13 protein-coding genes are annotated in these 22,505 nt (G+C 64.5%); 9 read left to right on the top strand and 4 right to left on the bottom strand.

The window, feature by feature from the left end:
- Nucleotides 1-60: 60 nt before the first annotated feature.
- Complete coding sequence (locus tag FB466_RS12815) at nucleotides 61-1,050, bottom strand: quinone oxidoreductase family protein (protein WP_141918883.1); 990 nt, start codon at nucleotides 1,048-1,050, stop codon at nucleotides 61-63.
- Nucleotides 1,051-1,136: 86 nt separating this feature from the next.
- Between FB466_RS12815 and FB466_RS12820 the strand changes: the two genes are divergently transcribed.
- The gene (locus tag FB466_RS12820) at nucleotides 1,137-1,772 is read left to right on the top strand and encodes a TrmH family RNA methyltransferase (protein ID WP_141918885.1); all 636 of its coding nucleotides are present in this window, start codon (nucleotides 1,137-1,139) and stop codon (nucleotides 1,770-1,772) included.
- A 377-nt stretch (nucleotides 1,773-2,149) separates the two neighbouring features.
- A complete protein-coding gene (locus tag FB466_RS12825; protein WP_141918887.1) occupies nucleotides 2,150-2,734 on the top strand; it encodes a DUF805 domain-containing protein in 585 nt (194 codons plus the stop codon).
- A gap of 248 nt (nucleotides 2,735-2,982) precedes the next feature.
- Here FB466_RS12825 and FB466_RS13930 read toward each other — a convergent pair whose 3' ends face one another.
- A complete protein-coding gene (locus FB466_RS13930) occupies nucleotides 2,983-3,114 on the bottom strand; it encodes a hypothetical protein (RefSeq protein WP_281285180.1) in 132 nt (43 codons plus the stop codon).
- A 680-nt stretch (nucleotides 3,115-3,794) separates the two neighbouring features.
- On the opposite strand from FB466_RS13930, the gene FB466_RS12830 reads away from it, so the two are divergent.
- From FB466_RS12830 to FB466_RS12850, 5 genes are all read left to right on the top strand, one after another.
- The gene (locus FB466_RS12830; protein WP_141918889.1) at nucleotides 3,795-4,211 is read left to right on the top strand and encodes a DUF3151 domain-containing protein; all 417 of its coding nucleotides are present in this window, start codon (nucleotides 3,795-3,797) and stop codon (nucleotides 4,209-4,211) included.
- Nucleotides 4,212-5,498, top strand: coding sequence for an adenylosuccinate synthase (locus tag FB466_RS12835; protein WP_141918891.1), 1,287 nt, complete (start codon nucleotides 4,212-4,214; stop codon nucleotides 5,496-5,498).
- 85 nt (nucleotides 5,499-5,583) lie between these two features.
- Nucleotides 5,584-5,883, top strand: coding sequence for a chorismate mutase (locus FB466_RS12840; RefSeq protein ID WP_141918893.1), 300 nt, complete (start codon nucleotides 5,584-5,586; stop codon nucleotides 5,881-5,883).
- A gap of 134 nt (nucleotides 5,884-6,017) precedes the next feature.
- Nucleotides 6,018-7,586, top strand: a complete 1,569-nt coding sequence (locus tag FB466_RS12845) for an SGNH/GDSL hydrolase family protein (RefSeq protein WP_141918895.1) — start codon at nucleotides 6,018-6,020, stop codon at nucleotides 7,584-7,586.
- A gap of 2 nt (nucleotides 7,587-7,588) precedes the next feature.
- Nucleotides 7,589-9,466 carry an SGNH/GDSL hydrolase family protein gene (locus FB466_RS12850; protein ID WP_141918897.1) on the top strand — a complete coding sequence of 626 codons (1,878 nt, stop codon included), beginning with the start codon at nucleotides 7,589-7,591 and terminating at the stop codon, nucleotides 9,464-9,466.
- Nucleotides 9,467-9,541: 75 nt separating this feature from the next.
- Here FB466_RS12850 and FB466_RS12855 read toward each other — a convergent pair whose 3' ends face one another.
- Nucleotides 9,542-9,931 (bottom strand): fluoride efflux transporter FluC, encoded by a 390-nt coding sequence (locus tag FB466_RS12855; protein ID WP_141918899.1) that lies wholly within the window; start codon nucleotides 9,929-9,931, stop codon nucleotides 9,542-9,544.
- A 3-nt stretch (nucleotides 9,932-9,934) separates the two neighbouring features.
- Complete coding sequence (locus tag FB466_RS12860) at nucleotides 9,935-10,393, bottom strand: fluoride efflux transporter FluC (RefSeq protein WP_141918901.1); 459 nt, start codon at nucleotides 10,391-10,393, stop codon at nucleotides 9,935-9,937.
- Nucleotides 10,394-10,715: 322 nt separating this feature from the next.
- On the opposite strand from FB466_RS12860, the gene FB466_RS12865 reads away from it, so the two are divergent.
- Nucleotides 10,716-19,115, top strand: a complete 8,400-nt coding sequence (locus FB466_RS12865) for a DUF7927 domain-containing protein (RefSeq protein ID WP_170206131.1) — start codon at nucleotides 10,716-10,718, stop codon at nucleotides 19,113-19,115.
- A 359-nt stretch (nucleotides 19,116-19,474) separates the two neighbouring features.
- On the top strand, nucleotides 19,475-22,450 hold the full coding sequence (locus FB466_RS12870; RefSeq protein ID WP_141918905.1) for a M60 family metallopeptidase: 2,976 nt from the start codon (nucleotides 19,475-19,477) through the stop codon (nucleotides 22,448-22,450).
- Nucleotides 22,451-22,505 lie beyond the last annotated feature (55 nt).

Consider the following 22,505-nt stretch of genomic DNA (forward strand, 5'->3'; position numbering starts at 1 on the left):
AGCAGCGGGCGCAGACCGTGGCGGGGTATAACGCGTTCTTTGACGATATGGCGACCGTGCTTACCGCCGCCCGGGAATAAGTAGCGTCTTTCCCGTGGTGCCCCGCCCCTCCAGTGCCCGGTGGGCCGCGGCAGCCTCTGCCAGCGGAAAGGTGGCCCCGATGCGTACCGCGAGTGTGCCCGCCTCGATTGCCTCGAAGAGTTCGCGATACCGCCACTCCCGCTCCGCTCGGTTGAGCAGGAAGTGGGTCGAGGTGGGCCGCGTGATCGTGATCGAGCCGGCCGTGTTGAGCCGCTGCAGATTAAACGGAGGTACCTGGCCGGAGGCCCCACCAAACAGCACAAACGTGCCGCGGATGCGCAGGCTAGCCAGCGATCCGTCAAACGTGTCTTTGCCCACGCCGTCGTACACGACATCCACCCCGCGCCCGCCGGTCAACTCGCGCACCCGGGTAGCGAAGGCGTCGTAGCCGATGGTGTGCTGCGCCCCGGCTGCGCGGCTGAGCGCCGCTTTTTTCGGGGTCGATGTCGTTGTGATGACGGTTACGCCTGCGGTTGCGAGCAGCTGGGTGAGCAGGAGGCCCACACCGCCCGCGCCCGCGTGCACGAGCGCCACCTCGCCAGATCGGGCCGGGTAGGACGAGGTGGACAGGTAGTGGGCGGTGACGCCCTGGAGCGAGACTGCTGCTGCGGTCTGGATATCGACGCTCGCGGGGATGACAACAGCTCGCTCGGCATCCACCACGAACGCCTCCGCGTAGGTGGCCTCGGTTTCGGTGGTCGTCACCCGGTCACCCACGCTGAGCCCCGTGACACCCTCGCCAACAGCCTCGACCGTTCCCGCGGCCTCCATGCCGGGGGTGAACGGCAACTGTACGGGATAAATCCCCGCACGCTGGTAGGTCTCAATGAAGTTGACCCCCACTGCACCCGTGCGCACGCGCACCTGGCCGGGGCCGGGGGAGGGGAGGGGGACGCGGGCGCTGTGCAGGACATCCGGCCCGCCGTGCTCGGTGAGGACAATGGCCTGGATACTGTCTGGGGGTGTCATACGGAGCTCCTTCGGCGGGGTTTCTGTGTGCCTCTCTCATGCTGCCACAGGCCACCGACACGGGGGGGGAATGGGAGAATGGCCTGATGACCGCATCACCGACTCCCGAACACTCCACCTCCGGCGTTGGCCCCTGGGTGGGTGAGTGGCCGGAGGGCGACCACTACGACCCCGAGTTGCTGGAGCGTGGCGATACCCGCAACGTGATTGACCGTTACCGCTTTTGGACGATGGCGGCGATTGTGGCGGATCTGGATCAGCATCGGCACCCGTTTCACGTGGCGATTGAAAACTGGCAGCACGACCTCAATATCGGTTCGATTGTGCGCAGCGCCAACGCGTTTGCGGCGGATACTGTGCACATTGTGGGCCGTCGCCGCTGGAATAAGCGCGGCGCGATGGTCACCGACCGTTACCAGCATGTACTGCACCATCCCGAGGTGGCGGATCTGGTGGAGTTTGCGGCGGAGGCGCAGATTCCGATTATTGCGATTGACAATGTGCCGGGCTGCGTGCCGATGGAGACATTTGAGTGGCCGGAACGCTGCGTGATGCTTTTTGGCCAGGAGGGCCCTGGGCTCTCGGCGGAGGCGATTGCGGCGGCGGATGCCGTGCTGGAGATTACGCAGTACGGTTCGACTCGCTCGATTAACGCTTCGGCGGCTGCGGCCGTGTCGATGTTCTCGTGGATGATGCAGCACCGTGGAGCAGCCGGGGCGTAGCGGCGCGGGATGGTTCTATGACGGCGAACGGCTGAAGCTGCACGTAGGCGTGAATAGTGCCCACGTTAAAACAATTTCTTCTAGCACTCCGATTATTTTTTGCTTTTTGGGTGAGGGTACATATTTCCCTCGTGCTCACGTCTGTGGACGTCGAGACCGCCAGAAGAATTCTTTATCAGCAGATAATGCGGTTCAGAGAAAACAAACTTCATCATGTTGGAGATAGTGAGTACTATTTCTACGGGGCGTATGGGCAGGTGACCTGTTTGTGTATTGTGATGTTCTTCTCGCGATATGAGGGGTGCCGATTCCCCCGAGAAAGGCGGGTTTTTCCGCGGCTCTCAGAGAATATTAATCTCCCGTAAAGAAAGAATAACGTGACTTATCCAGAAGCTCCTCAATATTCCCCGCAGCCGTCACTGGTGCCGGTCGGTGCGGCTACCCCCGGTGATCTACGACTTCCGCTCTACGGGGCCACCTTCGGTCAGGCCGCCAGTCGTTTCGTGAAAAAGTATGCAACGTTTACCGGACGCTCCTCCCGCAGCGAATACTGGTGGGTTGTCCTCCTGAACTTCCTGCTTTCGTTGATTCCCACGGCGCTTGCCGTTATCGGTATCGTTATCGGTGCGAGCTACGCCGCAGCGAATCCTGTCAGTACCGTGATCGGCTATGACGCCGAAACCGGCGAGCCAGTAACGTATGAGAGCAGTAGTGGAATTATCAACTATGCGCCTGCAGCCGCACTCATCTTCATTGGCCTGGGGCTTCTCGTGTTGATCGGACTGGCCCTGATTATCCCCACTTACGCGCTGCTGTGGCGTCGCCTCCACGATGCCAATCTGCCCGGCCCATTGGCCCTTCTCACGCTCATTCCCACGGTGGGAGGAATTGCAACAATTATTATTGCGTTGCTTCCTTCTCGGCGGGAAGGTCAGCGCTACGACCTTCCCCCAGCGGTGTAGCTGTCGGGAACGAAGGGGTGCACGTGCTGCCGAGCCTGGGTTACCGTCCGTGTGATGCGATTTTCTCCTGTGCGCCGGGAGAGGGTGACTTTAGTGGCTAAATTTCAGGACATTAACCCTTTGTGCTCCAAGTGATTCTCTAGTCTGACAAGTGTCGTTGTGAGCCGAGATTCTTCGGTAAAACAGCAGCCGTCAGCAACTGAAAGGTCTGATCGTCCGTGATTTCCCGCAGCTATCGCCCGCGCATCTCAGGTGAGTGCGGTGGATTCGGGAATCCAGGGTGCTTCATCGCGGTTCCGGCGCGATGGGTCCCGCCAGGGGTGCGCTTCTCCGGTACCGTCGGCGAAGCGCACCCACCCCATAGCTCCGGGATCACTCATAGTCCGCTCCCCCCCTAGTGCCGTGAGTGATCCCGGTAACTCGTGATCGAGTTCGACCTCGGTTGGACCGTCACTGTACCTCGATGGTGAGGTCTCGTGCGTGAACCGCGAAAGGCGACTCCCACAGACGGATTCTGTGGCTGAGTGGGAGTCGTCTCTCGCGGTTCACGCACGAGGATGCGCGAAAAAGAGGTCCGAGGAGGTGCCCCCCGCGGTGGGCGGGGCACTCGCAGATCTGGGAATCTCGCTTCCGCTCAGTGCGAATGTCTGAGGGTTAGAGCCTCGGGCGACTCCAAAAATCAAGCGGGTGTATCTGTCTGATTAAGCGTGTGGTGCTCTCCGGGTGAGTACAGGTGAGTTTCGGGACGAAAAAGCCCGGGATTTGACCCGTTTGGGGCCCCAAGCGGCATATGGTTACAGACGTAACGACGAGCGCAACGCTCGTAACGTTACGGCGAAATATCCCCCCCTTTTGGCGGGCTTCTCACATCCCCCCCTAACGAGAAGCCCGCCAAATCCCCCCTACTCCGGGACCGCTCGGCGCTACCCCCAACCTTGCTTCCGAGCGGTCCCGGTTTGATTTTTGCGTGGCGCAGTGGGAGTGCGACGGGTCTCCCATCGTGAGTTCTCGGCTGTTACGACGGCCCGGGTGTCAGGGTTGTGGTGGGATAGCATTGAGTGTGACCCGAGAGAACTTATTGGGCGTGCCGCCCACGCTGTTACCCGTTGAAGCCGACGTTCTATCGGCTCTGGACCGGGGCGAACCCCTCACAGAGGTCGTCCGTTCGTATCCGGCGTCCTCATTGGCCTGGGCTCTTCTCGCAGATGAGGCGGATGCCGGGGGCCAGGTTCTTCCCGCATACGCCTACGCTCGCGTGGGTTATCACCGCGGGCTTGACGCGCTGCGGGGTGCCGGGTGGAAGGGGCACGGTCCCGTGCCGTGGTCACACGAACCGAACCGCGGAGTGCTCCGTTCGCTATATGCACTCCGCAGGGGGGCAGAACGTATTGGGGAGACCGCCGAGGTGGTGCGGCTCACCGAGTTTTTGCGTGGCGCAGACCCAGACGCGATATCGCGCATAGATGAGGGAGAATAAATGCCTGCCGTACTGATTGTTGGTGCCCAGTGGGGCGACGAGGGCAAGGGTCGGGCCACCGACCTGCTCGGTAGCCGGGTGGAGTACGTCGTCAAGTTCAACGGCGGGAACAACGCCGGTCACACGGTTGTGGTGGGCGATGAGAAGTATGCTCTGCACCTGCTGCCCTCCGGCATCCTGACCCCCGGCGTGGTTCCCATCATTGCCAACGGTGTTGTGGTTGACCTGGAGGTGCTCTTCCACGAGCTGGATGCGCTCAGTGCCCGCGGTGTCGATGTGTCCCGCCTGCGTGTGAGCGCCAATGCCCACGTCATCACGGCCTATCACCGCACGCTCGATAAGGTAACAGAGCGCTTCCTGGGCAAGCGTCAGATCGGCACGACGGGGCGCGGTATTGGGCCGGCCTACGCCGACAAGATTAATCGGGTGGGAATCCGTGTCCAGGATATTTTTGACGAGAATATCCTCCGTCAGAAGGTGGAGGGCGCACTTGAGCAGAAGAATCAGCTGCTCGTTAAGGTCTACAACCGCAGGGCTATCGAGGTTGACGAGGTCGTGGCTGACCTCCTCTCCTACGCCGAGCGCCTGCGACCGATGGTGAGCGATACCTCGCTGGAGATCAATACCGCGCTTGATGCGGGTAAAACCGTGTTGTTTGAGGCTGGTCAGGCCACCATGCTGGATGTTGACCACGGCACGTACCCGTTTGTCACCTCCTCCAATGCCACGGCGGGTGGGGCCGCGACGGGCTCGGGTATTGCGCCCGCCCGGATTGAGCGCGTGATCTCGGTGATTAAGGCGTACACCACCCGGGTGGGCTCGGGGCCGTTCCCCACCGAACTCTTTGACGAGTCGGGTGAGTATCTGCGCGATAACGGCTTCGAGTTTGGCACCACAACGGGCCGCCCGCGCCGCTGCGGCTGGTACGACGCCCCGATTGCGCGGTACAACTCGCGTATCAATGGCGTGACCGACTACGTGTTGACCAAGCTTGACGTGCTCTCGGGCTTGGAAACAATCCCGGTGTGTGTGGCCTACGAGGTTGACGGGGTGCGCCATGATGAGGTGCCCGTGAATCAGACGGACTTCCACCACGCGACCCCTATTTACGAGGATTTTCCTGGCTGGTCGGAGGACATTACGGGCTGTCGTGACTTTGCGGATCTGCCCGAGAACGCGCAGAAGTACATTCGCACGCTGGAGCAGATGAGCGGCGCGCGCATTTCCGCGATCGGGGTTGGCCCCGAGCGCGAGCAGGTTGTTGTTCTGCACGATCTGCTCGGTTAGCTCTGTGGCGGGGCCGGTTCGTGTGCGGACCAGCCCCGTCGCGCATCCCGCGTACTCACCCCCGCTGCACCCACCAGGAGACCCGATGGATCAGAGTATTCCCACACAATTACAGAATCTGCGCAACAGCATCGACAACATTGATGCGGCGCTCGTTCACATGCTGGCCGAGCGGTTTCGCTGCACCCAGCAGGTCGGCGTGCTCAAGGCCGAGCATGACCTGCCCCCGTCGGATCCGGCGCGCGAGGCTCGACAGATCAAGCGCCTGAAGGCTCTCGCCGAGGAGTCGCACCTCGACCCCGAGTTCGCCGAGAAGTGGTTTAACTTTGTGGTCGCCGAGGTTATTCACCACCACGTGCAGATCGCCCGGGATAGCGCGGAGTAGCCCGGTCTCCCGATCACTCACCCCCTCCGTTAGAAAACACGGGATCATCTTTTTGGTATGGTCGAGGATGTCGCGCGCTGCGACCTCCGCGAGGACTGCCGCGCCAAGCGCGACCTCACCAAGAGGAGAGACGAGTGAAAAAGCGTTACGCGTTGTCAAGTGGCCTGTTGTTGGCGGTGTTGCTGCTGGGTGGTGCCCCTGCGGCCCGGGCGGTCGATTCGGCCGACCCCACCGATTCCACCGCACCGCCCAGCTACGTGGTGATGGGAGATTCCTACACCTCCGGTTTTGGCCTTCCTCCCTACGCGCGAAACACCTACAGCCCCCTCGGTGTCACAAACAACTGCCAGCGATCCTTCTCGTCCTACCCCGCTAGGGTCGCGGCACAGCGAGGGTATCGCGTGACCAATGTGTCCTGCCAGGGGGCGGTCACCACCGACTTTTTCCTGTCTCCGGCCCGCCGACCACGCTGGGGTGAGCCGCCCCAGCTGGATGCTCTGGGCGCCGATACCGCCCTCATCACGTTCACCCTGGGCACCAACGATGCCGGTTTCGGCCCGGTTCTGACGGAGTGCATTGCCCGTCCCGATTTCCTGCTGCCGTCTCGGACCTGCTCCGGCGACCCCCGGGTCACGGCCCGGGTGGATGCCGCGATTGCCGCGCTGGACGGGCGGGGTGTGAGCGGTGATGTGCGGAGCCTGGACTCCGTTCTGGCTGAGATTCGGGCCCGCGCTCCCCGCGCTCAGGTGGTGGGGGTGGGATATCCGGCTCTCTACCCGGAGGGCGGTAGCGACAGCGGCATTCTGGTTCAGGGGCAGCGTTGTGAGGGGGTGAAGCGTGCCGACCAGCGGTGGATGTTCGAGAAAACTACGGAACTGAACGCTGTGATTCGTTCGGCCATGCTCCGTAACGGGTATCTCTACGCGGACCCTGAGCCGTATTTTTCGGGTCATGCGCTGTGTGACGCGGGGCCCAGCTACTTTTTTGGGCTCGTGAGCACCGGGCTCTTTCACCCCAATCAGGCCGGTCAGAACGTCCTGGCCGATATGGTGCTGGATACCCTTGCTGCGGCCCCCTCCTCCGCGTTGAGCGGTATCGCGGGGTCGGTTGATGTGGGCATTTCCGAGGCGTTGGGTGACCCGGGTGCGGGGGTGCCTGCCCGGCCCGATGCGGCGCTGACCGTCACGCGTGCGGGGGACACGCTCACCCTGGACGCACCGGGTGTCCGGGGCGAAGAGTCGTCGGTGGCCGAGTGGTACGTCGAGGGGGCGACGGTTGACCGCGTTGCGGTCGGCGACCACGTTGAGTTGGATATCGGTTCTGACGAGTCGGTTTCGGTGACACTCGTGGCGACCGGGGGAAACGGGCTGACATCCTTTGCGACGGCGACGGCGACGGCGATGGCTGGTGATGGCGAGAAGTCGGATGCCGCTTCGGGAGGATCTTCGGCAACGCCCCAGAGTGGTCGGGGAGCGCTGCCGACCGTGACCGCACCGGGTGAGACGGTGGCGGAGCATCCCGGGGTGATGGTGGATATTCCCGAGGGTGAGGTGAGTGACGCATCTCTCTCGGCGAGTGGGGTGGTCACGCGGAGCAGGGCGATGCCCGCGGAGGAGACCGGAGAGACGGATGAGCGAAACGGGGGGCTGATGACCATGCTGGCTGTTGCTCTGGTGACCGTGGCGGCCGGGTGGAGGAGATAGCGGTGAAAAGATACCTCCTCACGATTGCCGTGGCGCTCACCCTCCTGGTGCTGGCAGGTGCCCCCACCGCATACGCCGAGAGCCCGGCTCCGGCCCCGTCGGGGTACGTTGCGATGGGGGACTCGTTTGCCTCCGGTTTTGGTCTCGTCCCCTACGAGAAGAACACCTTTACGCTGCTGGGGGAGGGGAATGACTGCCAGCGTTCGAAGGTCTCGTACACTGTCGAGGTGGCCCGCCGGACGGGCTACGACCTCACCTCGGTCGCCTGCAAGGGCGCACCCACGTCCTCCTTCTACGCGGTTCCGTCTGATCGTGTGGCCTGGGGGGAGCACGCCCAATTGGATGCGCTGTCTCAGGAGACGGCCCTCGTCTCGTTCTCTGTGGGCGGCATCGACGCGGGTTTTACGCAGGTGTTCACCGAGTGCCTCACGAGTGTTAAATTTCTCCTCCCCGTTAACAACTGCTCGGGGGATGCCGCGATCAACGCCCGGATTGATGACGTTATTGCGGCGCTCGACGGACGCGTAGTCTCGGCGGATATCCGTAGCTACGACCAGATTCTTGTCGATATCCGCGCGCGTGCCCCGCGTGCCCAGGTGGTCGGGGTGGGCTATCCGGCGTTTTTCCCGGAGGACGGTGCCGGGCGGATCTTCACCCTGGGGCAGCGTTGCGAAGGCGTTAAACGAGCCGACCAGCGCTGGATCGTGGAGAAGACAAAAGAGCTGAACGCGGCCCTCCGTGCGGCGATGCTGCGCAACGGGTATCTGTATGCCGACGCGCAGGAGCAATTTGCGGGGCATGAACTGTGTGGAACCGGTACCGAATACTTCAACGGGCTCGTGAGTCCGGGGATTTTCCACCCCAACCGTCCGGGCCAGGGGGCCCTGGCCGAGTCGGTGATGGCTGCGCTTGGCACGGGTGCGAACGGCACGGGTGCGAACGGTCTTGAGGGTTCGGCGGCTGCCCCCGGCCGCGTCCTCACTGCCGCGCCAGCCGTCGCCTCCGTCGAGCTCGCGGCGAACGAGCGCCCGGAGGCGACGTTTTCGGTGCGTCGCGAGGCTGGCGTGCTGACCCTTGACGCGACCGAGTCCCAGGATGCTGACGGAGATCTCTCCTCGGTGCAGTGGTATGTGGAGGGTGTGGCTACGGAAGAGGTGGCCGAGGGGAACCGGGTTGATCTCGACATCCACTCGGAGGAGCCGGTGAGCGTAACCCTGGTGGTGACGGATGATCGCGGCCTGGCCGATTTTTCCACCACGACGGTCCCGGCGGCCCGGGTGAGCAGCTCGGTGCAGGGGGTGGTGGCCGATGGCCGGGTGTCGGTAACCCTCGTCTCGACCCCGGATGCGCGGATGGCAGACATCGTTGACCTCGATTCTCTGGTCTGGCCCGCTCGTGCCGGAGTCTCGGCAACGGTGGCCGTTGACGAATCGAGTGGTGAGGTGACCGTGAGTGCCAACGCGGCGCAGCTGGGCCTCTCGGTGGGTGCGAGTACGGTGTGCCTCTCAGGGGTCATGACCGATGGGCGGCCGCTCTCCTCGTGCGTCCCCGTGAGTCTCTCCGCGGAGGCGGTTGCGGCTTCGGAGCGGCTGGCGAGCGCGCTCGTACCGGCTGCGGAGGAGGTCGAGCCGGCTGCGGAGGAGGTCGAGCCGGCTGCGGAGGAGGTCGAGCCGCGTGATTCCGTGGGGGAGACGGGCGCGGTGGTGGCGAGCGCGAACGACACTCCCGGTCCCGACAGTGCGGGTGGGCTGACCGACTCGTTCTGGCCCAGTGTGACGGGTGGGGTGGCCGTATTGCTGCTCGCCGGTGGTGGCGTGTGGGGTGGCCTTCGGTCCCGGCGGCTCAGCGTGCGGTCACCTCTGCATCTCGGGCAGGGGTGACCGCTGTGGGTTATCAGTCTGCTCGCTCGGGAAAGGCCACCATCACCCTGTCGGCCGCCCCCGGTGTGACCGGGCCTACAGCGACATTCCGGCGAACATCCCCAGGCCCGCCAGCGCGATGCAGAGGAGGAGCATCCCCACCCCGTTGAGGAGCGCAGCTCCGTAGCGTCGCTCCCGCACGAGTGCGACGGTCTCGTAGCTTGCCGTGCTGAACGTGGTGTACCCACCGAGAAACCCCGTGCCGAGTACGACCCCCATCTCGGTGCCGAGTCCGGTGGGCAGCAGCTGGGTCATCAGGAGGCCGGTGAGAAAGCCGAGTGCGAGTGATCCCGAGGCGTTGATGACGGTTGTTGCCCAGGCGAATTTGGTCGATGTTCGGCTGCGGATGAGGTGATCCACCAGGTAACGCACGCCAGCGCCGACCCCACCGGCGGTGGCGAGGAGGATAAAAATCAGGGGGCTCATGGCCTACTCCGTCCCGTCACTGGGGGATGCGTTGGTTGTCGGGGCGAGCTTGTTCCGTCGGCTGGCCACCAGGATTCCGCCCAGCGTCGCGCTTGCCCCCAGCGCAAGCGTTCCGAACGCGTAGGCGACAGCCAGGCCGACCCGGTGGGTGAGAACCAGCGTGATCGTATCGGTGGCGAGCGTGCTGTAGGTGGTGAACCCGCCGCAGAACCCGGTGCCCAGAAGAAGTTGAGTGTGGCGGGCTCGCGCGCTTCCCCGCTGGTGTCGGGTGAGCCGCTCAATGAGGTAGCCGAGGATGAAGGCTCCCAGGATATTGACGAGTGCGGTGGCGAGGGGTACGGATTCCAGTGAGGGGATGGTGAGCGTGAGACCCGCGCGGGCGGCAGTTCCGAGGGCGCCGCCGAGCATCACCAGGATGACTGCCCGGGGTTGCGAGGGGGTGATTTTTGTGGTATCGGTCATCCGTGGCCTCTTCCCCTCCACATTCGGGTCTTGCCGCGAGTTTGCACCGTACAGCTATACCAGAAAATTGTGTGGCCTCGGCACGGAGCTTGTTCGGTGGGGGGTAAGTATTGTGTTTTCTCACAGGGTCGGGTGAAATTGCCGGATGGTTTCGTGCAGGAAGTCACTAATTTTGAGCGAATTTCCGACCTTATACCAGATTTAGAAAAATACTCAACCGTTTCTTCTGTTATGAAAATGTTATTCACTTCTTATCTAACTCGGCCTATCTTGAGAGAGTCTGGGAATGAACCCAGAGAGCACATTTGACAGGGTGAGGGTCATGCCAAATCTACGATCGAGTTCGTCTCGTTCCACTAACCGTCGCGTTCGCGCGCTTCCGTCGCTGTTTACTCGCACACGAGCCACACTCGTGGGGATGCTTGTCCCCGCGCTCGTGCTGGGGGTTGCCTTTACCGGTTTTTCCGGAACAGCCGCGCAGGCTGCCGTGGGGGACACCCGCAGCGCCGGTGTGATGACCACCACACCCGTCATCCGGTTTACCGCCCTGGGCACGAAACCGGCCACCGTCACGCCGAACGCGGACCCCGCTGCCGACCCGGCGGCACCCAGCGCGGCGACTCCCACGGTGGAGGTGCCCGTTGCCGACCCCGCACCGGCCCCCGTGGTAGAGGAACCCGCCACGGACACCTCGGCCACGGACACCCCCGCTGCCGATCCAGTTACCGACCCCGCCCCCGCGGTGGAGGAACCAGTCGTCAGCGGCCCGGCCGCCTCCCGTAAAGCTGCCGCCGCTCCCGCCGCCGCAGCCACCGATGTCTCGGTGTTCTCCGTTCCGGTTCCGGCCGCGGGTGAGGCCGTGATCACGGTCAAGGTGGGCGGTATCCGCACCTCGCTCACGAGTGTGGCTGGGCTGGCCGGTGTCACCCTCAAGCTTTACGACGGAAACGCCGGTGGCCCCAACGCCACCCCGCGCACCGACACCTGGGCCACCTGTGTCTCGGATGCCCAGGGCGACTGTAACTTCGTGGTGCCCAACACCGCGGCTGGTGGGGCCAACCGGGATGCTCGGTTCTGGATCAAGCAGGCCACCCCCGCCGCCTCCGGGTACTTCATCAACTCCACGCTCGCCGCGGGCGACCCCGCCACCTCGTCCGCGTACCAGTTCCGCACCGGAAACCAACTGCGCTCGGGCGTTACTTATTCGTCAACCGCAGAATTTATGATCGCCTCCGGCTCCGCTGACAATGCCTCGGGTGGTATCTGGCAGAACTCGCTCAACAACCCCACAGCGCCCCAGCAGTGTGGGCTCGACGTGGCCCTGATTCTCGACCTCTCCGGTTCGGTTTCCCCATTCATCACCAATCTTCGCAACGCGGCCAAGACCTTTGTTGACTCCCTCACTGGCACACCCAGCACGGTCTCGCTGTACACCTTCGCGGCCACGGCCCCCGCAGCAGGCGGGGCTAACTTGGGCGTGACCCCGGTCTCCACGGCGGCCGGTGCCACCACCGTTAAGAACCGCATCGACACGTACACAACCGGTGGCACGACCAACTGGGACCGCGGCCTCTACCAGGCGGCCAACGCGGCCACGATCTACGATGTGGCCGTTGTTATCACCGACGGTAACCCCACGGTGTACGCTAACGCCGAGGGTCCCGGTAACACCACCCGGTTCCGTGAGGTGGAGAACGGTATTTTCTCGGCCAACGCCATCAAAGCCCAGGGCACCCGTATGGTGGTTATGGGGGTCGGTGACGGCATTGACGGCTCGCCGGACAACCTCAAGTCCATTTCTGGCCCCACGCTCAACTCCGACTACTTCCAGAGCGCGGACTACACCACGGCCGGTAACACCCTGCGCCAACTGGCGCTCGGTAACTGTAACGGCTCCGTCTCCGTGGTGAAGCAGGTCGTACCCAACACCAACACGGGTGAGAACATCACGGGGGCTACCCCCGCGGCAGGCTGGAGCTTCGCGGCCACCACGGCCACCCCCGGTGTAACCCCAACCTCGCAGAACGGGGTCACCCAGGCGGGCACGGGTGCCGTCAACTTCCCGTTGTCCTTCTCCGGTGGAACCACCACCGGTACCGTGAAGCTCGCCGAGACGCAGCAGGCAGGCTACAACCTCGTGACCCAGGGCGGTAAACGGGCGGTCTGTCAAAACATTGCCACGGGGGCGGCGGTGACCGTCACCAATGACGGTGTTGATCCCAACGCCTTCAGCGTGGATGTCCCCTCCACGGTCGCCGTGAGCTGTACGGTCTACAACCGACCGCCCGTCCCGGTGGCGAGTATCACGGTCGATAAAAAGTGGATCGTCAACGGGGTGTCGTTCAACGATGGCGATCAGCCCCTGGGCTTCAACTCGCAGCTGACCCTCGCCGGCACGAACCAGGCCTGGTCGGTGGCCCGTACCGGGCTCACCGCGGGTGGCAGCATCGCCATCAATGAGACCACGAGCTTCACGGGTCGCGACCTGTGTACGGTTGATAGTTCCAAAGTCACCACCCAGAACGGCGCAACTGTTGACCTCGCGCTCCCCTACAGCGCGACCCTTCTGGCCGGCAGCAACACCTACACGGTGACCAACACCGTCACGTGTACCGCCCAGGTGACCCTGGTCAAGCAGGTGCAGGGCGGTTCGGTAACGCCCTCCTCGTGGACCCTCGACGCGGTCGCTCCCGCCGGTGCGCTCGCCGGGCCCAACGGTGCCACCGGCACGGCCGGTGCGACGGCCCCGGTTACCCCCAATGTGCGCTACCCGCTCGTGGAGTCGGGCGGTAGCGGCCTCTACACGCAGAGCATCACCGCGGGTGGTGTGCCGGTCGCCCCCTCGATTGGGAGCTGGCAGTGTGTCCAGCTGGACTCGGGTGGCAACGTCATCCCCGGTTTTGCGGACGGTATCAACGGCGGTGTCACGGTACCCCTGGGCTTCCGGGTGCGCTGTACCGCGGTGAACCAGACCGCCTCGCTGACCCTGATTAAGCAGGTCGTGAACAACAACGGTGGCACCAAGCTACCCGCCGACTGGACGCTCACGGCGACCCCGACCGGAACCAACCCGGTGGATGTTGTGGCCCAGTCGGTCGCCGGTTCCACCGTAGGGAACACCATCAATGTGCGCCCCGGCACCGCCTACAACCTCACGGAGACCGGCCCCAGCGGGTACACGCAGACCTCCCTCCAGTGCAATACCGGGCCGGGCGGTACCTTTGTGGATGCCACCTCGGTGACCCTCAACCCGCTCGACCAGGTCACCTGTCAGTACGTCAACGACGACCAGGGTGCTAAGCTCACCCTCGTCAAGAACGTGCAGAACGGCACGACCGGTGCCACGCACACGGCAACCGAGTGGACCCTCACCGCTGCTGGCCCCACACCCCTCTCGGGTGTGACGGGTAGCCCCGCGGTTACGGCGGCTAACGTCAACATCGGGGCCTACACCCTCGGGGAGACCGGCCCGGCGGGCTATACCGCCGGTGCGTGGAGCTGTACCGGCGCCACCCTCGCGGCCGGTGTCGTCACGCTCGTGGGCAATAGCGATGCCACCTGTACCATCACCAACACGGCCAACCAGCCCACGCTCACCCTGGTGAAGAACGTGCAGAACGGCACCACCGGTGCCACCTCGGTTGCCTCCGATTGGACGCTGACGGCCACCGGCCCCAGCAGCACGATCACGGGGGCGGGTAATAGCGCCGCCGTGACCAACCAGAACGCCACAATCGGCACCTACACCCTGAGCGAGGCTGGCGGCCCTGCAGGCTACACGGCCTCCGCCTGGAGCTGTGTGGGTGGTGCCTCAACGACGGGGACCACCGTCACGCTGGCTCTCGGTAGCTCGGCGACCTGTACCATCACCAACACGGCCGTGGCCCCCACGCTCACACTCGTGAAGAACGTGGCCAACACGAGCGGAGGCTCGGCCGCGGCCAGCGCCTGGACCCTCGGCTTCACTGGCCCCCAGAACGGGAGCGGCGCGACGGGCACCTCCGGGGTCACCTCCGTGACGGTTCCCGTGGGGGCTTACGCTCTGAGCGAGACGGGCGGTGCGAGCGGCTACACCGCCTCCGCCTGGTCGTGTGTGGGTGGCAGTCTCGCGGGTAGCACCGTGACGGTGGGTCTCGGCCAGAACGTGACCTGTACCATCACCAACACCGACCAGCCGGCAACGCTGACGCTCGTCAAGGTGGTCTCGGGCGGCGAGACGGGCAGTACCAAGACCGCTGCCGACTGGACCCTCACCGCGACCCCGAACAGCATTACCGGCCAGAACCCCGTCAGCGGTAACGGTACGGGCGTGACCGCCGACGGTGGCATCCAGGTGCAGAGCGTCTTCAGCGGCAGCTACACGCTCGCCGAGGATGGTCCCTCCGGCTTCGACGCTGGCAATTGGGTCTGTCAGGGCGGTGTGGTCACGGATGACACGGTGGCCATCCCGGCTGGTGGCAACGTGATCTGTACCATCACCAACACGGCCGTCTCGCCCGAACTCACGCTGGTGAAGACGGTTGACAACGGCTCCGGGCTCGGCACCGCGGTCGCGACGGATTGGACGCTCTCGGCGGCCGGACCCACACCGATCAGCGGCGCAACGGCCTCGGCTACCGTGACGGCTGCCCCCGTGAAGGTGGGCGAGTACACGCTGAGTGAGACCGGACCGACCGGCTACACGGCATCCGATTGGGTGTGTGACGGCGGAGAACTTGACGGTAACGTGCTGACTCTGGCGGAGGGCGAGGAGGTCTCGTGTGCGATTGTGAACACCGCGATTGCGCCGAAGCTGACCCTTGTGAAGAATGTGGCTAACGGCTCGACCGGTGGCACCGCGGTGGCGACGGATTGGACGCTCAACGCGGCAGGCGGCCCCGCCGGTAACATCAGCGGCGTGAGCGGTTCGGCCGCCGTGACCAACGCGGCAGCGAAGGCGGCCACCTACACCCTGACCGAGACGGACGGCCCCACCGGCTACACCGCCTCCACCTGGGCCTGTGTGGGCGCGACCGCGACCACGGCATCCACCGTCCAACTGGCCGCTGGTCAGTCGGCAACCTGCCAGATCACCAACACCGCGGTTGCTCCCGTGCTGACCCTGGTGAAGGAGGTGGACAACGGTGACACCGGTGCCACCCAGGTACCGGCCGATTGGACCCTGACGGCCGACGGTCCCACAACCGTGACGGGAGCGAGCGGCGCGGCCACCGTGACCGACGCGACCGTCACCGCCGGATCCTACGACCTGAGCGAGAGCGGACCCGAGGGGTACGACGCCTCCGACTGGACCTGTGACACCGGGCACTCGGTGTCCGGCGGCGCCGTTGAGTTGGCGGTGGGTGACGAGGTCACCTGCACCATCACCAACACCGCCCAGGAGTCCACGCTGACGCTCGTGAAGACCGTGTCTAACACGCACGGCGGCGTCGCCGTGGCGGATGACTGGACGCTGGAAGCCGGGGATCTCGTGAGCGGTATCACCGGAGTCAGCGAGACGGTCCCCGTGGGCAGCTACGACCTGAGCGAGACGGGTGGCCCCAGCGGCTACACGCTCCAGGGCCTCAGCTGCACGGGCTCGACCGGCACCTCCGTGGGCAACCCCGAGGTTACGATTGGCCTGGGCGATGACGTGACGTGTACCTTCACGAACGCTGACCAGCCGGCCTCCCTGTCACTCACTAAGCTCGTTGACCCGGGCTCGACGGGGGCGACGGAGGTGGCCGCCGACTGGATGCTCACCGCCACCCCGGACGGCATCACCGGCCAGGACCCGGTTGAGGGTGCCGGTGGCTTCGCGGCCACCCCCGTGAGCGCCGGGGTCTACGACCTCAGCGAGGACGGTCCCGACGGCTACACCGCGAGCGACTGGACGTGTGTGCTGGGCAGCGGGTCCACCCAGGTGGGTACCGAGCTGACCCTGACCTCGGGCAGCAGCGCGGCGTGTACCATCACCAACACGGCTCAGGCTCCCACTATCACGCTCGTGAAGGATGTGGAGAACACGCACGGTGGTGCCCTGGCAAACACCGAGTTTCCGCTGACCGCGACGAGCGGTGCGACCGTGGTGACGGGTGAGACCGCCACGCCAGAGGTAACTGACGTTGAGGTGCCCATCGGCTCCTACACGCTGACCGAGACCAACCCCGACACCGTCGGCTATACGCTCGATGAGTTGAGCTGTACGGTCAACGGCGACGCGGTGGGTACCTCGGTGAATGACCCGACCGTGGCGCTCGCCCTCGGCGACGACGCGATCTGTACCTTCGTGAACGACGACAAGGCCGCAACGCTCACCCTGATCAAGGATGTGCAGCCAAACGACTCGGGCACGACGAAACTGCCGAAGGACTGGACGCTGACCGCGACCCCCAACGGCATCACCGGGCAGGACCCCGTGACCGGTAACGGTACCGGCGTCACGGCGGATGGCGGTGTGCAGCAGGCCTCGGTCTTCGCCGGTACCTACGATCTGTCTGAGGACGGCCCCACCGGCTTTGAGCCGGGCGACTGGGTGTGTGAGGGTGGCGTGGTAGACGATGGTTCCGTGACCGTGCCGAACGGCGGCAACGTCATCTGTACCATCACGAACACCGCAACCTCCCCGCTACTCACCCTGGTGAAGGTGGTCGATAACGGCACAACGGGCGGCACGGCCGTGGCAACGGATTGGTCGCTCACCGCGGCTGGCCCCACCCCGATCACGGGTGTGATTGGTGCTGCCACGGTCACGGATGCCCCGGTCCAGGTGGGTACCTACACCCTGTCCGAGGCTGGTGCGGCCCTGGGCTACACGGCCTCTGAGTGGAGCTGTACGGGAGCCACTGTCGCCGCCGGTCAGATCACACTGGCCGAGGGTGATGACGCGACCTGTACGATCACCAACACGGCTCAGGCGAGCGTGTGGACCGTGGCGAAATCGAGTACGCCGCCCAGCGGCTCCTCGGTGCAGCCGGGCTCGCAGATTGACTACACCCTCACGATCGTCCACACCGGGGGCGTCCTGCCCACTGGTGTGGAGGTGACGGATAACCTGAGCGACGTTCTCGACGAGGCGACACTCGTGGGAACGCCGGTGGCCTCCGTGGGCACGGCGGCCCTCAGCGGTACGAACCTGGTGTGGACGGTGGGAACCTTCTCGGGAACCCAGACGCTCAGCTACTCCGTGCGGGTGAACAACGACGCAATCGGGGCGACCCTGCACAACGTCGTGACCCCGCCGACCGGCTCGAGCTGTGTGGGTGAGTGTGAGACCACCCACTACACACCCGAGTGGGCGCTGTGGAAGACGAGCGACCCGGCAACGGGCTCCGTCGTTCAGCTGGGTGATGAGATCACGTACACCCTGCACGCGGAGAACACGGGTGCGGTTCCGGCGACGGGAGTCTCGGCGATTGACGATCTGAGTGACGTCCTGGACGACGCCACGCTGAGCCAGCCGCTGGCCCCGGGCCTCACCTACGATCCCGGTACCCAGAAGCTGACGTGGGCCCTGCCCACGATGGCGGTGGGTGCCGCGGAGTCAACCGTGAGCTACACCGTGACGGTGAAGGAGGATGCCTTCGGTGCCGACCTCAACAACGTGGTGACGCCGACAATCGGTGGCGAATGCCCGGTGGCGGGCCAGCCCGGTCTGGTCCCCGTCGATGCGACGTGTGAAACTGAGCATCACGTGCCCAATGTGAACCTGTTCATCGCTAAGTCGCACGCTCCCGTGGAGGGTGGTGCCGTTGATTCCGGGAGGGATCAGCAGCTCGACTACACGATTGAGGTCAGCAACATTGGTGATGATCCGGCCCACGACACGACGGTATCGGATACCCTGCCCGACGGGCTGACCTACGTGGAGGGCAGCCTGGTTGTTCCCGCCGGCTGGACCGCGACGTTTACGAATGGCACGCTGTCGGCGAGCTACGCCGGCGACTTCAACCCGGGAGACACGGCCTCGTTCACCTACTCGACGATTGTGGGTGACATCGCCCGGGTGAGTCCGACGGGTGCCTTCGTGGATATTGCCAACACGGCGTGTGACTCCACGAGCGATCCCGATAGCGACACCACCAATGACTGTGCCACGGATGTGACCCCCGTCAAGTCGCTCGCGGTGACCGCGCTCGCGGTGTGTCAGAACGACACCCCGCTCGCGTCCTACTCGGTTACACCGATCAACCTCACGGAACTGCCGTCGATTGCGTTGATCTGGTGGACCCCGGAGGCCTACGCGGCCCACGACCCCAGCATTGACGCCTCCGACACGGCGGCGATCCTGGCCGATGGGGCCTCGCAGGTGAACCAGATTCCGGTTCCTGCCGGTTGGCAGCCGGGTGACGTCATCGAGGGTACCCAGCTCTGGCCGGGGGCTGCGGTGGATGCTGCGGGTGAACCGATTGACTGGCCGGGCTGGACACTGGGTGCCGATGGGGTCTGGTTCCTTGACCCCTCCGCCCCGTTCTACAACCTGCGCGACGAGGCTGCCCTGGAGGTTCGGGTGAACCCGTCCACGGCGAGCACCCTCGTCTACCCGCCGGCCACGCCGAACTGTAGCGCCTACCCGCCGGGGGCGGTGCCCGCCGGTCTGCTGAGCAACACGGGGAGCGACTCGCACAGCATCCTGCTCGCGGGCGGCACGCTGCTCCTGCTGGGCCTGGGTGCCGGGATGGTGGGGATGCGCCGCCGTCGGGAGGGCTTCGGCCGCCCGATGTCGGGGGGTCACCTCGGCTAACCCGCTTCGCTGAACCACAACGGGTGCTGTCCCTCTCCGGGGCGGCACCCGTTGTGGTTGGTGCGGGGCGCTACCGCTGAGGCGCGGTGATCTTACCCTGATTTGTTGCCGATTTCCATCCTGGCCACCCCCCGCTTTCCCTCGGGTTTCCTGATAAAAGCCCTGATCACATGGCAATATGCTACGGTGAACTCCTCGTTCCCCCGTCGTCTTTTTGACTGCACTCCATCCGTTTTTCGGGGTGCTATCGGAAGCTGCGGAGGGTGAAGCTGTACATCTGGAGTGTGTGTGAAGACTCTCCGTGCGCGGTTGTCCCCGGAGCGAGTCGCCCCTACTACCCCTAGCGCGAAGGAGCTTACGTGCCTCGAATAACCCGCCGCCTTGCCGCGGCCTCCTCACTGCTCATAGTGGCAAGCCTGATCATGGGTGCCCAAGCGGCCAGCGCCGCTCAGCCTGCACAGTCGCCACCATCCGTGCCCACCGTATCCGTGTCGGCTCCCGCCAACGGTACGGCCGCCGCGGCTGCGGCCCGTGAAAACCGGTGGATGTCACACAGCGAACTCACCCCAACGGGACTGTTTGTCCGAAAAGGGACCAGCCTCACCGTCTCGGTTACCGAGGGGGACCCCACTCAGCTCTTCCTGGGGGTTGGTCTGATCCCCGCATACCCGGATTTTAACGGGGGAAAAGAGGTCGGGATTTCTCGCCTGCCCCTGGCACTCGGCGAAAACACGATAGAAGCCGCGGCCGATGGCATGGTCTACGTGATTAACCTATCCGGCGATACCCCGGCAACCGCCGCGGTGACGGGCGGCGAGCAGGTGCCGTTTTTTGAGCTGGGGAAGATGACCCAGGATGAGTGGGCTGCCTCATTGGCCGCGCATCCCAACGCCCCCTTTGTGGAGATGGTTGGTGCGCGAATGTTCCTGACGTTCCGTGCACAGGTTGTGCGCGATAACCTCGCTGGCCGCTCTGCCGCGGACCTGATGGAGTACCTCGACGAGGTGACTCAGATCACCAACGGTGTCTACGGCCTTGACGACAACGCCGTGGGCGTGGCGCACAAGAGCGCACACCGGGTGCACCTCGTGAACCCGGAGGTTTCGGGGGAGAACGTCTACGCCTCGGCCACCAACGACCACCTCAACTTTTTCACGGATAGTGGTGCCGCCGCCCGTCTGCTGGAGGGTCATCACAACGCCGATCAGTGGGGCCTGTGGCATGAACTCGGACACACGTACCAGACACCGCAGTATCTGTGGTCAGGGGTTGAGGAGGTAACGGTCAATATCGCGTCGCTCACGGTGCAGGAGAAACTGGGCTACCCCAACCGGCTGCGTGATGAAAAATTCACGTCCAAGATCACGTCTTTCCTGGAGAAAGCCGATGGTGACCGCGACTATAACACGTTGAAAGACCCCTATACCAAGCTGGCCATGTTTGAGCAACTGCGCCTGGGCTTCGGTAACGATTTCTACCCGCGCGTAGCGCAGGAGTTTCGGGCCAACCGTGCACTGGGTCAGCCTGATCCCGCTACGGACGCCGAGAAGCAGCAGGCGTTTATCCGCACCGCCTCCCGCGTGGCGGATCGTAACCTGAGCGAGTTCTTTGACCGGTGGGGCCTGGCCCCGAGTGCCGAGACGCGTGAGGAGATCGGTGCGCTGCCCGCTCTGGGGGAGCCGATCTGGGAGAACCTCCTCGGGGAAAAGCCTGTTGACGAGGGCCAGGTGGGGTCTTCTGCCCTGCCGACCGGCACCCTTACCGTACTGGGCAACCCGACTATCCTGCTCGGTCAAACCGGCCCGTTCACGGGGCCCCTGGGCCTGGATGACCTGCGGAGTGGTAACGGTACCGTCACGAGTGGCGAGGCCCGCATCGTGGCAGACGAGTCGGGTCCCCACGCGGGGACTATCTCGGTTCCCATCACCGATAGCTCCGGTGCGCGTAACGTGCTGGTGGCACCCGTTGACGTCGCGATAGGAAATACGGTGGCGATCCGGCAGTCTAACCGTGCTGTCGGGTCGCTCACGTTACATCCCGATACCGAGACCATTCGCGTCGTGAATAACGGGGTCGAGGCTCGTGCCCCGTTCAACAATCCGCACTTTGCTGAGGTGTCGCTTCTCAGCGCTGCGGGCGAGGTGAAAGCCCACACGAGCATTAACCGCCTGGAGACCGCAGCCCAATTGCGGCAAGATTTCGATAACCTGGCGTATGCCGAGGGAGATTTCCTGAAGATACATCACAGCCAGCCGATCGGAGGTCTGGTGCGTTACGACCAGGGCGTCCCGGTGAAGCCCGCGTCCACGGATGCGCTGCAGATATTTGTGATCCAGAGCGGGAACTTTGTTCCCGTTGAAGAATTGAGCGCACCCACTCCGCTTGCGCACGCCACGGTCGGTGTGGGGTACGACGTCCTCGGGGTGTCGCTGAGTGCAGGTAACGCCGTCCTGGCGGGCGGTAGCCTGCCGGAGGGCATCACCTTCGACCCGGCCACCGGTCGGGTGACCGGTACGCCAACAACCGCGGGGGTGTACACCTTCAAATTGCACCTGAGTGGAGGCCCGGAGGGGGAGGTCTCGACCTCACGCAGTATCACGGTGGTGGGCGGTGAGCCGAGTCTCGGTGAATCGGGTACCTCTACCCTTGTGGCTACCGACGGCGAGTTGACGTCTATTGAGCCGACAAAAACGGTTACCGTTACGATTCGGGATGCTGCGGGTAATCCGCTGCCCGGCGTTGCGGTCACGCTCAGTGGCGCGGCGGAGCTGCAGTTTTCTCGGCACGACCTGGTAACTGATGAGGCGGGTAACGCGAGCACGCTTGTGGGATCAACGGTACTCGGTACCTTTGAGGTTTCCGCCCGGGTGGGAGATGTGGTTGTTGGCACAGCGGTGTCTGTTGACCTGAACTCTGTGGCACCCGAGGCAGAGACCCCGGCACCCGAGGGTGGACAACCTCCCGTGGGCGAGGAGCACCCTACCTGGGTGACCGGTGAGATCCCGGACTTCACGGGGGCGGGTGCGACCGTCGCCGGCCGGACACCGAGCATCGTGAACGCCGCGAAGCTTCCGCTTGTGGACGGTCGGATCGGGGTGGAGCCCGAGGAGGTCACGGCAGAAACTGCAACGGCGGAGTCGGGAGCGGCGGCGACCGCCGCCACGAAAGCACTCTCCCGTTCTGCGGATGTTTCCCCGCACCCTGCCGCATCCGGAGAGCAGCTGGCCCACACCGGAGCGCCCGGGACGGCTCTCCTGATCGCTATCGGCTTCCTCCTGCTCGGCTCCACGGCTGTCATCCTGGCACGCCGCGGGCGAGAGCGGGTAGAGGTGTAGTTTCGCACCCCACAGCAGCGGATATCGTCCTCCACGGGGCGGCATCCGCTGCTGT

The organism is Klugiella xanthotipulae (assembly GCF_006716695.1).
Taxonomy (GTDB): domain Bacteria; phylum Actinomycetota; class Actinomycetes; order Actinomycetales; family Microbacteriaceae; genus Klugiella; species Klugiella xanthotipulae.

Excerpts from the sequence above, each read along its gene's own strand:
- FB466_RS12835 (WP_141918891.1), top strand. The coding sequence starts at position 4,212 with ATGCCTGCCGTACTGATTGTTGGTGCCCAGTGGGGCGACGAGGGCAAG.
- FB466_RS12840 (WP_141918893.1), top strand. The coding sequence starts at position 5,584 with ATGGATCAGAGTATTCCCACACAATTACAGAATCTGCGCAACAGCATC.
- FB466_RS13930 (WP_281285180.1), bottom strand. The coding sequence starts at position 3,114 with ATGAGTGATCCCGGAGCTATGGGGTGGGTGCGCTTCGCCGACGGTACC.
- FB466_RS12860 (WP_141918901.1), bottom strand. The coding sequence starts at position 10,393 with ATGACCGATACCACAAAAATCACCCCCTCGCAACCCCGGGCAGTCATC.
- FB466_RS12855 (WP_141918899.1), bottom strand. The coding sequence starts at position 9,931 with ATGAGCCCCCTGATTTTTATCCTCCTCGCCACCGCCGGTGGGGTCGGC.
- FB466_RS12815 (WP_141918883.1), bottom strand. The coding sequence starts at position 1,050 with ATGACACCCCCAGACAGTATCCAGGCCATTGTCCTCACCGAGCACGGC.
- FB466_RS12820 (WP_141918885.1), top strand. The coding sequence starts at position 1,137 with ATGACCGCATCACCGACTCCCGAACACTCCACCTCCGGCGTTGGCCCC.
- FB466_RS12865 (WP_170206131.1), top strand. The coding sequence starts at position 10,716 with ATGCCAAATCTACGATCGAGTTCGTCTCGTTCCACTAACCGTCGCGTT.